At 64.1% G+C, this 12398-nt stretch carries 15 protein-coding genes and 1 tRNA gene; 6 read left to right on the forward strand and 10 right to left on the reverse strand.

Going from position 1 to position 12398, the window contains the following annotated elements:
- Nucleotides 1-29 precede the first annotated feature (29 nt).
- The gene (locus tag VGV07_RS22370) at nt 30-1589 is read right to left on the reverse strand and encodes a hypothetical protein (protein ID WP_326870957.1); all 1560 of its coding nucleotides are present in this window, start codon (nt 1587-1589) and stop codon (nt 30-32) included.
- A gap of 25 nt (nt 1590-1614) precedes the next feature.
- On the reverse strand, nt 1615-1809 hold the full coding sequence (locus tag VGV07_RS22375; RefSeq protein ID WP_326870958.1) for a hypothetical protein: 195 nt from the start codon (nt 1807-1809) through the stop codon (nt 1615-1617).
- A 105-nt stretch (nt 1810-1914) separates the two neighbouring features.
- Here VGV07_RS22375 and VGV07_RS22380 point away from each other — a divergent pair, with 105 nt between their 5' ends.
- A complete protein-coding gene (locus VGV07_RS22380; RefSeq protein ID WP_326870959.1) occupies nt 1915-2265 on the forward strand; it encodes a hypothetical protein in 351 nt (116 codons plus the stop codon).
- Between the two features lie 77 nt (nt 2266-2342).
- On the opposite strand, the gene VGV07_RS22385 is transcribed toward VGV07_RS22380, so the two are convergent.
- The 6 genes from VGV07_RS22385 to VGV07_RS22410 all read right to left on the reverse strand — a co-directional run bounded on the left by VGV07_RS22385 (nt 2343) and on the right by VGV07_RS22410 (nt 6775).
- The gene (locus tag VGV07_RS22385; RefSeq protein WP_326870960.1) at nt 2343-3272 is read right to left on the reverse strand and encodes a toprim domain-containing protein; all 930 of its coding nucleotides are present in this window, start codon (nt 3270-3272) and stop codon (nt 2343-2345) included.
- On the reverse strand, nt 3262-4740 hold the full coding sequence (locus VGV07_RS22390; protein WP_326870961.1) for a DEAD/DEAH box helicase: 1479 nt from the start codon (nt 4738-4740) through the stop codon (nt 3262-3264). The genes VGV07_RS22385 and VGV07_RS22390 overlap by 11 nt, the downstream gene beginning before the upstream one ends.
- On the reverse strand, nt 4737-5249 hold the full coding sequence (locus VGV07_RS22395) for a helix-turn-helix domain-containing protein (RefSeq protein ID WP_326870962.1): 513 nt from the start codon (nt 5247-5249) through the stop codon (nt 4737-4739). Before VGV07_RS22395 ends, VGV07_RS22390 begins: the two co-directional genes overlap by 4 nt.
- Nucleotides 5246-5623 (reverse strand): DnaB-like helicase N-terminal domain-containing protein, encoded by a 378-nt coding sequence (locus VGV07_RS22400; RefSeq protein WP_326870963.1) that lies wholly within the window; start codon nt 5621-5623, stop codon nt 5246-5248. Before VGV07_RS22400 ends, VGV07_RS22395 begins: the two co-directional genes overlap by 4 nt.
- A 91-nt stretch (nt 5624-5714) precedes the next feature.
- On the reverse strand, nt 5715-6143 hold the full coding sequence (locus VGV07_RS22405; protein ID WP_326870964.1) for a hypothetical protein: 429 nt from the start codon (nt 6141-6143) through the stop codon (nt 5715-5717).
- Nucleotides 6144-6502: 359 nt separating this feature from the next.
- Nucleotides 6503-6775 (reverse strand): transcriptional regulator, encoded by a 273-nt coding sequence (locus VGV07_RS22410; RefSeq protein WP_326870965.1) that lies wholly within the window; start codon nt 6773-6775, stop codon nt 6503-6505.
- A 48-nt stretch (nt 6776-6823) separates the two neighbouring features.
- On the opposite strand from VGV07_RS22410, the gene VGV07_RS22415 reads away from it, so the two are divergent.
- The 5 genes from VGV07_RS22415 to VGV07_RS22435 all read left to right on the forward strand — a co-directional run bounded on the left by VGV07_RS22415 (nt 6824) and on the right by VGV07_RS22435 (nt 10278).
- Nucleotides 6824-7516 (forward strand): XRE family transcriptional regulator, encoded by a 693-nt coding sequence (locus VGV07_RS22415; RefSeq protein WP_326871050.1) that lies wholly within the window; start codon nt 6824-6826, stop codon nt 7514-7516.
- Between the two features lie 410 nt (nt 7517-7926).
- A complete protein-coding gene (locus VGV07_RS22420; RefSeq protein ID WP_326870966.1) occupies nt 7927-8193 on the forward strand; it encodes a hypothetical protein in 267 nt (88 codons plus the stop codon).
- On the forward strand, nt 8190-8318 hold the full coding sequence (locus VGV07_RS22425; protein WP_326870967.1) for a hypothetical protein: 129 nt from the start codon (nt 8190-8192) through the stop codon (nt 8316-8318). The genes VGV07_RS22420 and VGV07_RS22425 overlap by 4 nt, the downstream gene beginning before the upstream one ends.
- A gap of 140 nt (nt 8319-8458) precedes the next feature.
- Nucleotides 8459-8695, forward strand: a complete 237-nt coding sequence (locus VGV07_RS22430; protein ID WP_326870968.1) for a hypothetical protein — start codon at nt 8459-8461, stop codon at nt 8693-8695.
- Entirely contained in the window at nt 8692-10278 is a 1587-nt protein-coding gene (locus VGV07_RS22435) for a recombinase family protein (protein ID WP_326870969.1), read from the forward strand. Before VGV07_RS22430 ends, VGV07_RS22435 begins: the two co-directional genes overlap by 4 nt.
- Here the strand turns inward: VGV07_RS22435 and VGV07_RS22440 are convergent.
- Nucleotides 10257-10333, reverse strand: a tRNA-Met gene (locus VGV07_RS22440). The two genes, VGV07_RS22435 and VGV07_RS22440, sit on opposite strands and share 22 nt — an antisense overlap.
- A 145-nt stretch (nt 10334-10478) precedes the next feature.
- Nucleotides 10479-12377 (reverse strand): alginate lyase family protein, encoded by a 1899-nt coding sequence (locus tag VGV07_RS22445; RefSeq protein ID WP_326870970.1) that lies wholly within the window; start codon nt 12375-12377, stop codon nt 10479-10481.
- Nucleotides 12378-12398: the final 21 nt, after the last annotated feature.

The raw sequence follows: 12398 nt of genomic DNA on the forward strand, positions 1-12398 counted from the left end.
GCCCAGGCCATTGATCCTCAGTGTCATGATCAGGCAGCTTTCGCCGAGAGCGCGCGTTCCTGCTCGATGCCCTCAGCTACGATCGCCATCATGCCTTCGAGGCTTTCGTCGTTCTTGCCATGGCGCTCGACCATTGCGATGCAGCGGGCATAGGCTTCGGGGGCGGTCGTTGGCTGACGCGCTTCAATCTCGTCCTTGGCGCGATCCGACTGGTTGTCCGCCCACTCGGTGATACTTGCGACGATCTTTCCGTTGGCGGTGTGATCCCAGGCCCCCTTGTACGGGCCGGTTTCGAACTTGACCTTGAAAAGCGGTGCCTCGGAGAACTCGTTGCAGCTATCGCCCAGCTCGCCGGCTAGCTTTGACAGGGTGATGAGCTGTTGAAGGTTGAAGTCGGCCAGGTCTAGGTCAGGAAGTGACGGCGACTTGCCTTCGCCCCCACCACCCTGCGGGGCGGCGCTCGCGAGCATCACCGCTTCGGCTTCCTCGGCAATCGTCACCAACTGGCGGTGATCAAAGTCTTCGGAGTTTCCGCCGTTCAACTCACTGGTGTAGACGATGGCGCGCATCTTGCCGGCGAAGCCCGCAGGCGTATTGGGCCTGGTCTTCTCGATGGCGGTGGCGAGCATATATGCCGGGGTGCCAATGCTCCGGCTGTACTCTTCCTCGGCGACGCTCCATTTCCTGAACAGTGCGGAGGCGTTGAACAGCTTGCGCCACGCCTGGGTCGCGGCCATGTCTGCAGAAAAATGCGGCTCGGGGCCGTGCTTCTTCTCGTGGCTGCTACGAGCCTCATTGTGCATCTGTTCCAGCTTGGCCCAGCCCGTCTTCTGCGCCGGCCGCAGCGCGTCGAAACGGGCGATGAGGTCCAGCAGTTGGCTGTCGTCCGGAGGGTTGGTGACAACAGCGCCACGGTGCCCGCCCTCAACTATGACGCCTTCCAGCCAATGGGTGATCTGGTCGCGCCGAAACATCCGGAATTCGCCATCGGGTCCGGTTTCCTCAACCATGGCGTCGCCCAGTACTTCCTTGACGATGCAGAGGCCGTCGCTTGCGCCGGCCGCAGCGGACGCGGCCACGTAGACGATGGACCCCGCAGTCACGCCCGAAGTATCGGGCGCGTTCGCCGACCTGAGGCTTCCGACCAGCGCGCCAAACGCCGCTGTGTCGAGGTTTTCTGCGCCGCCTGGGATCGCGTCGACATACGCCGCCTTGAGGTTCTGGTCGGCGGCGCCAATGCAGGGGCAGGCCAGGAACTCCAGCCAAGTTTCGGCGGCGATCACGTCGAGCCGCGAACTCTCGGCTTCCCAGTCGGCGTAGCCGGGCGAAGCGAGGGCTGGCTCAACGAGAAGGTCGCGTTCCGTGTACGCCGCCAGATGGAACTTCGCGGCTTGGACGAGCGCATAGGAGGCGGACGTGGCCCCATCAATTATCGCCTGCATCGCGGCGCGGCGCGGAACGGCCTGTTCCTGGTACTTCGCTTCGCTTTCCTCGCTGGCGGATGCCGCAAAGGCAGTCAGCGAGGGCGAGCCGATCTTGACGGCCTTTGCCTTGATGGTCGCAGTTGTGGTATTGGAATGCGCGTTCATCGGATTTTTTCCTTGCACGGATTGATCAGGTGGCATTCGAGGGGCTGGTCGTTCGCGCGACCGGCCCTTCACTTTTCTGGAGATGCATCCGCTCGCGGACCGAGCGAACAATCTGTGCATTGCGAGACGTGAATTCCGTCTCTGCTTCAGCGTCCAAGAACTCCACGACGTCGGCGGGGAGGCGAACGGTCATGCGAACTTCGTCGTCCTTGGCTGTCATTTCCCTTCCTTCACTAATTTGGTGACATCGAAACTAACACGCACTAATTTGGTGCGCAATGGGCGGTTGTAGATTTTTCACCAGTTTGGTGCTAGGTGCCCCGTCATGGCCAAGCAGGACGAATACACCCGCTACACGATCCGCGTTCCGTCGAAGCTCTACGAGCGGCTGCAGAGTGCCGCGGGCGACGCTTCGGTGAACGCCGAGATCATTCGTCGCCTCGAACTCAGCTTCCAATTGGATCGGGAATTGCCGATAGCCTCGATGGCCCTCGATGAGATGGAAGCCGGCATCGCGCAACAGCGAGAGATGTTCGATCTGACCAAAGAGCTGGTGGAGGAGGTGAAGGGCCTCCGCGAAATCGTTGGCCATATCGCCGAGCATGGCTTGGCTCCTGAGATTCAGGATGGCCTGAAGCGTCTGGTGCAGTCGCAAGGGAAGGGTAACAAGAACTAGCCCCTCGCGCACGTTCACGCTCCCGTGCGAAGCGCGCGGCGCGCTATGTGCACGTGTATGCGCATGCCCGAGGCAGGTCATGCCGCCTCACTCTGCTGGCGCAGCACGTCGTTCCAGTCAGTAGCCAAGTCGGGCGGGATCATCACCTGCACGGTGCGGGTCTTGTCCCGGCTGAGGCGTTTGCCGAGCGCGAAGGCGGCCGCCTGACCGACGCAGTTCATGTCCGCGTCGCCGAACACCACGATTTCAGTCACGCCCTCCGGTGGTTGCCACACCTCGAGCCGGTTCTCGTTCAGGGCGGCCCACACGGGAACCCCGTAAAGCCGGGTGGCCGACAGGGCAGTTTCGACGCCCTCGGCGATGCCGAGCACCTTGTCGTGCTTCGCCAGCCGGATCGCGCCGCCGTCGGGGAGGGCGCCGGTATTCCACCGATCCGGGTCAAGCCCTGCCTTGCGCCCGTCCATGGTCAGGAAGGTGCGCTGCACGCCGGCTAGGTCGCCGTGCACATCGACGTAGGCCGACACCAGCGCCGGGTAGGTCGTGCCGCCGAATGGCGTCGCGGGGATGAACCTCAGCGCCCTGGTCGGGGCGTAGATACCGACGCGACGCTTCAGGTAGAGGTCGGCGGGATCCCCGTCGGTGATCCGGACGCCCGATCGCCAAAAGGCCTGCGCCTCGGCGAACTTCTCCGCGGCGTCCTTCTGGGGCTTGGCCGGCTGCCTCGGCGCCGGATCGTCCCCGATGATCTTTTCCACCTCGGCGGCCATCTGGGCAAACGACCAGCTATGCAGGTCCATCACCAGCTGCATGCCGGTGCGCGCGCCGCACTGACCACAAATCGACGTGCCTTGCCCCTGAAGGTCGTCGAAACGCCAGCGGTCCTTGCCGCCGCAAATCGGGCATGGATGGTGTTTGCCGTCGAGGTGGCGGCTGTCGACCCCGCATTGGGGCAGGATGGTCTGCCAGTGCCCTTGGGCGCGATCCTTGAGCGGGGTATCATGCCGCATTGGCGTGCTCCCGCTTTTCCATGCCCTTGGCGAAGGCGATGGCGCGCGATTTCACCCAATGGCGGCATTGGATGTCAGGCTCCACCGGGCGAGCTGACAATCCGCGCGGCCACACCCCGAACCTGTCCTTGTAGGAGTGGGCAGCCCAGCCTTCAGATTTTCCCTTTTGCTCGACGTACCAGAGCAAACCTGACCAGAAGCGCTGCTTCTCCGCCTGGGTATAGGTCCGTGTCTTGCCCCCCACCTGGTGCAGTTCGCCGTCGACGGTCTCGACGGCCTTGCGATAGACCGGCTCAAACCCGCACGCGGCGCACTTGTGGACGCCGGCTGGTTTCACATAGCTGCACCCGGCAGCCGGGCATTCGGTCGGCAGCTTCTGCTTTTTCGCCGGCCGTGCGCTCGAACCTTCCTCGGGCTTGCCGGTGTCCAGATGCTCGTGGTGGATGTCGGTGACGAAGCCGAGCTTCAGCGTGGTGTCCGAGTGGTCGAGGATTAGCGCATCTTCCTTGCCCTCGGCGGTGCGCAGCGCCCGCCCGACGATCTGGACGAAGAGCTTTTCAGACTTGGTCGGCCGGGCCAGAATTAGGCAGCGCACGTCCCAGTCAATGCCGCGCGTCAGCACCCCGACGTTCACCACCACCTTGACGCGGCCGGCATTGAAGGCCTGACCGATGCGGTTGCGGTCCTCGCGCTCGGTGTAAGCGTCGATGTACCCGGTGGTGATGCCGGCGTGCTGGAATTCCGCCTCGAGCGATCGGGCGTGCGCTCGGTTGACTGCAAAGCAGAAGGTAGGCCGGTTCTCGCCGAGCCGCATCCAGGTCGATACGACATCGGCGACGAGCTGCGGCTTGTCCATGGCCGCCGCCAGTTCGCCCTCGTGGTAGTCGCCGCCGACGGTGTGAACGCCCTTCAAATCAGGGTGCGACGGGGCGAAGACCCGGAACTTCGACAGGTAGCCGCGCTCGATGAGATCCTTGGTGGTCGCCGCAATCAGCAGGTCGTCATAATACCGGCCCAGCCCCTTCGACCAGGGCGTCGCCGACAGCCCGATGAATGGGATCGACTGCCGTTCCGCCATCCATCGGAAAATGACCTTGTGCATCTCATGCGCCTCGTCGTTGAGGACGAGGTCGACCCAAGGGAATTGGCGCTTGACCAGGCTCTGCACACTGCAGACCTGAACGGGCTTCGAGGCATCCGTCAGCGGGTGGTCGGCCTGCATCACGCCAATCTCGGTGATGCCCTCGGCGCCGAACTCCTCCACGGTCTGGTCGATGAGCGAAATCGAAGGGACGGTGAAGGCGACCTTCTTCCCGCGGTTGAGCGCGTTACGGATGATCTGGGCAGCGGTCAGCGTTTTGCCGAACCCCGTCGGCGCCATGAGCATGGGGCGGGTATGGCCGTTGCGCAGTGAAGTTCGCAGCAGTTCGATGGCAGCGTGCTGGTGGTCGTAAAGCTGGCGGGTCATTTCAGGCCCCCGGCGATCACCCGCAGCGGCGGCCAGTCTGTGCCTCGCGTAGTACCTAACTCTTCTATCGAGAACCTTTCTTGGTCAGGACTCTGCTGATCACTTACTATTCCCCGGCCAGATTGGCCGGTTGGAACGGTCAGATTGGCCGGTTGCGAATACGGCTCATTCTTCCCTCGCAAGCGGCCAGATTGGCCGGTTGGAAGCAACGGTCGAATGGTCCGCTTCAGGGGCGCCACTTCCCGCCAGATGGGCAATTCGATGTGGTCGGAGGATCGGCCGAGCGCTCCCCGGCTGCGCGGCCTGCGGCGGATGACATTGCGGTCCTCGAGCGTGACGAGCGCCCTCCGTACGGTCCTGACGCCCAAACCCGTGTAGTCGGCCAATGTCTGCTGAGAGGGCCAGCCGACGCCGGTTTTGTTCGCGTACCAGGCCAAAGCAAGAAGCACCGCTTTCGGGCTACCGGTGATCGGCTGGCGCTTGGCCCACTTCATTGCCTCTGCGCTCACGCTACCACCTCCGTGGTGGTCTTGCTGGCGGCGCGCAACTTGACAGCGAAAGCCTTGGGGAACCGAGGCTTCACCCGGGGGTGTACTATGGCGTCGACGTAGCGCTCGACGAAGTCGGCGCCTTCCGCGTCCAAAACCATGATGGACACCGCATCGGTGATCGCCGCCGCGTCGATCTTGCCGCCTTCAAGTCGTCGACCGAGAAGAAGGTCGAAGACGCGGCCGTTAATTGGTTCGCTGAAGTCGTCTGGCTCTACGATCGGCGCGACAGCGTCAATGACCGCGGGATCGTTGAAACATGCCCCTAACAGGGCAAATTCCAACTCCTGCGCAAATGACATAGCTCCGCCGGTCGGCGACAAGTCGCTTTCCATCAAGCACTCCATTGTGAAGATACGGCCGGAGCTGCAGCTGGTTGTTGTCGACCCGCCTTGCCCCGGCCCAGCGGCGCCGCGCCGCTATTCGTCAGCCGGTCCCGGCTCGTCCTTGATTTCCGGCGCTAGATCTCCGGCCGCCCCGATAATCAACAACCCCTTCGCCAAGGAGCGCCGCCCGGAACGCATCCACCTGCGGGCGGTAGAAATCCGCGTTGGGCCCGGTAACCAGTGCCTGCAGCCCAGCAGCAAGGTCCGCCAGGGACCGATATTCGGCTTTCGCATCCGTCAGTTCCTTTTCGGCCGCCGCGCCGATCCGTTTTCCGATGAGCTGTTCGATCGTGACAATCTCGTCCCCGCGTGGGACTGCGGTCCGCTCGCCCTCGTAGAGGGAGCGCACTCGGCGCAGGGTGAATTTCAGCAGACCGGCCAGCAGCCGCTTCCGCGATTTGTCGTTCTCAAGCGGCCACTTACGCCGCGCGAACGTCTTCAGTTCGAGCGATAGGGTTGCGCTGGTCATTTTGGCGTCGGTTCCCAATTTTTCGGCTCCGGGTTCAGCGATGGTGTTTCCACCACCGGCCGACGCCGGCGAACGAAAGGACTAAGAGCGAAATGCCTGCGAGAAAGACTGAGAGCCTGGCAGCTGTGGTGATCAATCTCGCGGAGGTGCGCGCCCTTAAGCGCGCCGGAATCCAGTACCGCGGCGCTGCCCCTGCCGCGCGGACGGTGCCGAGGCTCCCCGCCGCAACGAGGCCTCGGCACCGTCATCCCCGCGCCCTGCAAGGCAGCTGGGGGGAGGAGTAGGGGGCCGACCGCGATCATCACCGCGTGGCGATGCCGGCCCCTGTCGCTCTGGTGGCTGAGCGAGTTGTTCATGAGTCAGGCCGCCTGCACAGGAGCAGGTCCGCAGATGTCGGAACGGAGGTCGAAGCGGGAGATGCCCGTCAGCCGCTCGACGTCAACGATGCGCCCAGCCGGCACTTCCTTCCACAGCAAGACGGCCGACGGGGTGATACCGAGGGCGCGCGCCAAGGCGCTAGCCGAACCGGCATTCTTAATCGCTTGGGTGAGGGCTTCTTTGTTGGTCATAGCACCAGCGGGATGATCGCTTCGAATACCCGGAATATAAGCCAAACTCGAAAGTCGATACAAGCAAAACTTTTATGGACGCGAGTGACGCTGGAACCGCACATTCCGCCCATGGCGAAAACTGAGCTATCCGTTGCAGTGGGTGAGGCGATCCGGCGCGCGCGAAAGCAGCGCGGCGGCGTCATGCGCAACGTCGCCGAGCACCTGGGCGTCGATGTTGCCGCCATCGGCAACTGGGAGACGGGGCGCAATCTGCCCTCGACCGAGAACCTGCTGGCGGTCGCGAACTACCTGAGCGTGGATCCGACCGCACTGAGCCGCGGCGAGGTCGTCTACCTCGACGATGAGCCGTTGAACGAGGCGGAGCAGGTTACAGGCGACATCGTGCCGCCCCAAGGGCCGAGCGATGTTCCGCTGATGGGCGTCACCTACGGCGGTGACGACGGCGACTTCTCATTCAATGGCGAGGTGGCCGGTCATGTGCGCCGCCCGCCCGGTATCGCTGGCATGCGCAAGGTCTTTGCGCTGCATGTGCTGAGCAACAGCATGGTGCCACGGTACGATCCAGGCGAAGTGATCTACGCAGGCGACAGAGAGCCGGTTATCGGGGATCATGTCGTTATCGAGGCTTTCCCGGAAGCTGGCGAAACTGCCGGCAAATCCTTCATCAAAAAGCTGGTGAAGCGCACGGCGTCGGAAATCATCGTCGAGCAGTACAACCCGCCCAAGCAACTGACCTTCAACCGCTACGCCATCAAAAGCCTGTGGCGCGTAATCCCCTACCGGGAGCTGCTTGGCTATTGAGCAGCCGGGCTTCGGCCTGAAACCGCACCCGATCGGTAACGAAGCCGACTTGCACCGATATGTTCTTCCCGGGCAGTCCGTCGTCCTTGCACGACGAGCAACTGAGGCGCGCCGATAACGCCTCGAGCGGCGTCGTGGCCTTTACTCCGAACCGATAAAGCTCGTGGGGGCGCCACCACCTGGCCCGCCCGCAGTCGGTGCATTCAACGCTGATAGTGGCCGCTTCTCCGAGCGTTACATTCGCACCTGTCGGCAGCATTCGTTTCCTCCGGCGTTCCCTGTATGTTCTACTTTCGGTTGTTTCCGAACCGGAGTCGAGAGCGTCGTTTGGAGTTTTCCTTCTAAAGTTGCGCTTGCATATTTTTGAGTTTAGCTTATAAATGGAGGCGTCAACGGGATGGAGCCCTACGATGCCGACCTACTTCAACCAGCACGGGCAGGTTATCGGTCACGACGCAGGCGACGTGATGAACTGGCTGGCGGCCCAGCCGGGCTATGATGGCTGGATCTGGTTCGACAACGGCGATGGCGGTGATCAGGTCGAAGTCAGCGAAATCTTCTTCGTTGACGACGACGCGGAAGCGATGATCACCAGGCCGGCAGCTACCGCAGCCGGTTCGGTTAGCCTGCTCGAAGCAGTCCGCGACGCTGAAACGGCCCCGGCCAAGGCCGCATGAACTTGATCGCCACAATCATCATCGCAGTGCTGATCATGATTGCGCTCTCTGCGCTGACCATCGGGGCGTTCCAGGCCATCGGCCTGTCGAGCCCAGCGGCGATCATCGGGGCCTTGGGTCTGTAGCTCGTGCCTCGCAACCCGACAGATGTGGACAAGTCATCCGCGCAGCTGGCGCCCGAACTCGTCGCCATCATCACGGCCCTTGCCAAAGAGCAGGCGCGGCGCGACCACTATGCTGAGCAAGCCAGGGTAGGGGGCCCAGCGTGACCGAGCCGCTTAAAGCCGCCATTGAACTGGATCAGAAGGCTGTTCTGCGCGGCCTGCTCGATGTTGCCAAGGTCGCGATCGGCCCCGACATGCCCGAACTGCCGGACGAGGAAGCTGCCGAGTTGCTTCTAAGGCTGCTGGCCATCGTTGATCGGGCTATGCCGCCCGACCTCGCGGAGAAGGACATACGGGTCATCTCGGCCCGACTTCTCGCTGACAAGCTGAAGCAATGACCCGTGCCGCCATCTACGCCAGGTTCAGTTCAGACCTTCAGCGCGACCGGTCGATCGAGGATCAGATTCAGGTCTGCCGCGACTACGCCGATCGTATGCACTTCGATGTAGTGGAGGTCTACGCCGATCGCGCAAAGTCTGGAGCCTCGATGCACGGGCGCGAGGGCTTAGCCCAGATGCTCGCCGACGGCCGCCAGCGGCTATTCGATGTCGTCATTGCCGAAACCCTGAGCCGGCTGGGTCGCGACGAGGGCGACCGCGCGGAAATCCGCAAGCACATGACGTTTGCCGGCGTGAAGATCATGACCCCCGGCGATGGCGAGGTGAACCGCCTGACCGACGGTATCAAGGCGCTAGTCGATGCGCAGTATCTCGAGGATCTAAAGGTGATGATCCGCCGCGGTATGGCTGGCGTCACCCGAGACGGGCGTCATGCCGGGGGCAGGGCCTATGGTTATCGCCCGGTGCTGGGAAAGCCGGGCGAACTGGAAATCGTCGAGGACGAAGCCGAGATCGTGCGACGCATCTACCGTGAGTTTGTCGCTGGCAGCCGACCGCGCGAAATCGCAGCGAGGTTGAACACTGACCGCATAGCAGCCCCGCGCGGGTCCTACTGGTCGGAAAGTGCTCTTCAGGGCAACAAGGCCCGAGGCCACGGTATCTTGGTGAACCCGCTCTATGGCGGCCAACTGGTCTGGAACAGGACCAGGTTCATCAAGGATCCGGACACTGGCAAACGCGTTTCGCGCGTCAACCCCGTGTCGGAGTGGCAGCGTGCTGATGCACCCCATCTCGCCATTGTCGACGCCGAAACCGTGGCGGCGGTCAAAGCTCGCAATGGCGAGATTGGAAAAGCGCCAGCATGGAGAGCAAGGGCACCGCGGCGCCTGCTATCCGGTCTGTTGAAATGCGGCTGTTGCGGTAACGGCATGTCGCTGAAGGATCGGCGCAATGGAAGAATTCGCATCCATTGCACCGCGGCACGTCAGGGCGGCTGCAATAACAAGACACCCGTGTTTCTCGATACTGTCGAGCCAGTCGTCCTCAGTGGCCTCAAGGACCGGCTTAAGGACAAGGCATCAATCGCGCTCTACCTGAAGACGTACAACGCCGAGCGTCGCGCGCTGGCGGCGAACTCTGGCCAGCAGCGGGCAAAGCTCGATCAGCGACTAGCTGCGGTTCAGCGCGAGCTAGATCGGACAGTCGGCCTGGTGGTGAAGGGGATCGTCTCGGAAGACGAGGCTGCAGTTCAGTTGCCTCCGTTGCGCGCTGAGAAGGCGGAACTGGAAGCCAAGCTGAAAACGGTCGGTGAGCCGGTCAAGGTGGTGGAGCTCCACCCGACGGCGATCAAGGAATACCTGGCGACCGTCGACCAGATCGAAGCCGCTCTGAGAACCGAGGCCGGCGACGAGCATCCGGCCGTTGAACCGATCCGGAAGCTTATCGATCGCGTGATCCTGACGCCGTCCGCGAACGGGCCGCTTCACATCCGAGTCGAGGGAAAGCTGAATGCGCTGATCGGTGGTGGCCAATACCCCGCCATGTCGTTGGGGGGGATTATTGGTAGCGGAGGAGGGATTTGAACCCCCGACACACGGATTATGATTCCGCTGCTCTAACCAACTGAGCTACTCCGCCCCAGGGTGCGGGCGGTTTGAACCGCCGGCGGGGCGCTATGCGCGGCGCCTTCTTAGGTTTGGCGGGGGTGGGTGTCAAGCGTTGCCGGTGGAGAGCGGGCAGGGAGTAGCGAATAGCGAGCAGGTTCGTTCCCACGCGCTATTGGCTACTCGCTGTTCGCCCCCGGCTGAGAAACGCGCACCCTCGTCACCACCCCGTCCGGGCCGACATTGCCGCGCCAGACGATGCGGTCGGCCGGGAGTTTGATGCCGAAGCGGGGGGAGACCCAGCCGCCGGGGCCGGGGGTGGCGCCGCCGCGGGCAACGGCTATGGCGGGGGAGGGGAAGGTGAGGCCCAGCAGCGGCGTGCCGTCCCGGCTCACCGCTACGGTGTTGCCGTCGACGCGGGCCTCCAGCTCGGCGGCGAGCTGGAACACCAGTTCGGCCTCCTCGGTGCCGCCCTCGAGCCGGTCGAGCACGTCGAAACCGTCATCGGTGATGGCGATGCGGCGTTCGTGCGTGACGCCGAAGGTTTTGACATAGCCGTCGTGGCTGGCGTGCAGCGGGCCGCGCCACAGGGTCTTGGCCTTGTCGCCCCAGTTGAAGGCGCCGGCGATGCGGCTCTGGTTGTGGCCGTAGAGGTTCAGCGTGTTGTGCGAAGGGGTGCCGCGGAACCAGTCGCGCCAGGCGCCGCCCGAGCCGTAGATATAGGTGCCGGGGTCAACCAGCACCGGCCGGCCATCGAGGATCAGGGTGATGCTGAGCGCATCGGCATGGCCATGCGCTGCGATCGAGAGATAGCCGAGCGGGCCGTGATCGAAGCAGAGGGTGGCTTGGTGCCCCGCGAGCGGGCCGCGCCACACCGTGAGGCCGCCTTCGGAGAAGGTGGTGAGGCCGGCCGGCAGGGTGGCAAGCTTTGGCGGGGTGCCGAACAGGGCGGCGCGGAGATCGCCCGGCGCCGGGGCGAGGCCGGGCCGCCCGAGCCAGCCGGCAATGGCGGCGGCCACCGAGCGGGCATAGCCCGGCTCGTCGCCGCCCAGCGTCAGCACCCGGCCCTCGTCGTCATCGCCGAGATCAGGGGTGGGGTCGCCAAGTGATTCAACAAAACCGGCGAAGGCGCTGATCCGTTTGTCGAAATCTGCCGGGAACGGGCGGCCGGTAGCGCGCGCTGCGAAGGCCGCGAGCAGCGCCAGCTCCACCGTGAAGGCGGCATAGGTCGGGGTCTGCTCGGCGCCGCTGCCATCGGCGAGGATCTGCCGGTCGATTTCGGCGAGCAGCGCGGCGCGCACCGCCTCGGGCTCGGCGCCATGGCTCAGCCCGAGCAGGTACTCGCCGGCGAGTTCGGCCACCAGGTGATTATTGGCCGAACTGAAGCTTGAGGGAAAGCGCGGCAGCCAGAAGCGGCTCGCGGCGAGGATTTCGCCAAGCTGGCGCTGCGTCTCGGAGCCCAGCCGCTCGCCCGCGAGGCTCGAAACGATGATGAGGCTGATGGCGCGCAGCGCCACCTCGATGCCCGAGGCCCAGCCCGGCCCGCGGTAGGGCGGGTTGGCGGCGTGCCAGCTGGCAATGGCGGCCTGGATGGCGGCGAGCGCTGCGGCGTTGCTGGTGAGCAGCACGTCGGCGGCGAGCGGCACGAGGAACTGCAGCCGGTTGAGCTCCCAGACATATTTGATGTCGCCGCGGCTGCCATCGTGGCGGAAATCGATATCGAGCGCATAGGTCTCCGGGCCCGGCCAGAAGCCCGAGGTGACCGGGTCGAAACGCCATAGCGCATGCGGGAAAAGGTTGGCCGGGTCGCGCTCCGGCCAATCGCGCCCCAGCGCGCCGAAGCGGCCGGCAAGGGTGTTGGTGGCTGCAGCAGCGATGCGCTCGCGGGTTGCCGGGTCGGCGGCGGCGATGCGCTGAGCGAGGCCGGGCAGGGTGGGGAGGGTGGCCGGGGCCGGGTAGCGGGCCCAGCCCTGGTGCAGGGCTTTCGAGACGCGCTTGTTCACCGCCTCGCCGAGGCGGTGCAGCACCTCGGCCGGCTCCATGCTGCGCAAGCGGTTGATGTACCAGCCGAGCTTCATCGGCGCTCCCATGGGTTTGAC

It is taken from the genome of Devosia sp. (assembly GCF_035944845.1).
GTDB lineage: Bacteria > Pseudomonadota > Alphaproteobacteria > Rhizobiales > Devosiaceae > Devosia_A.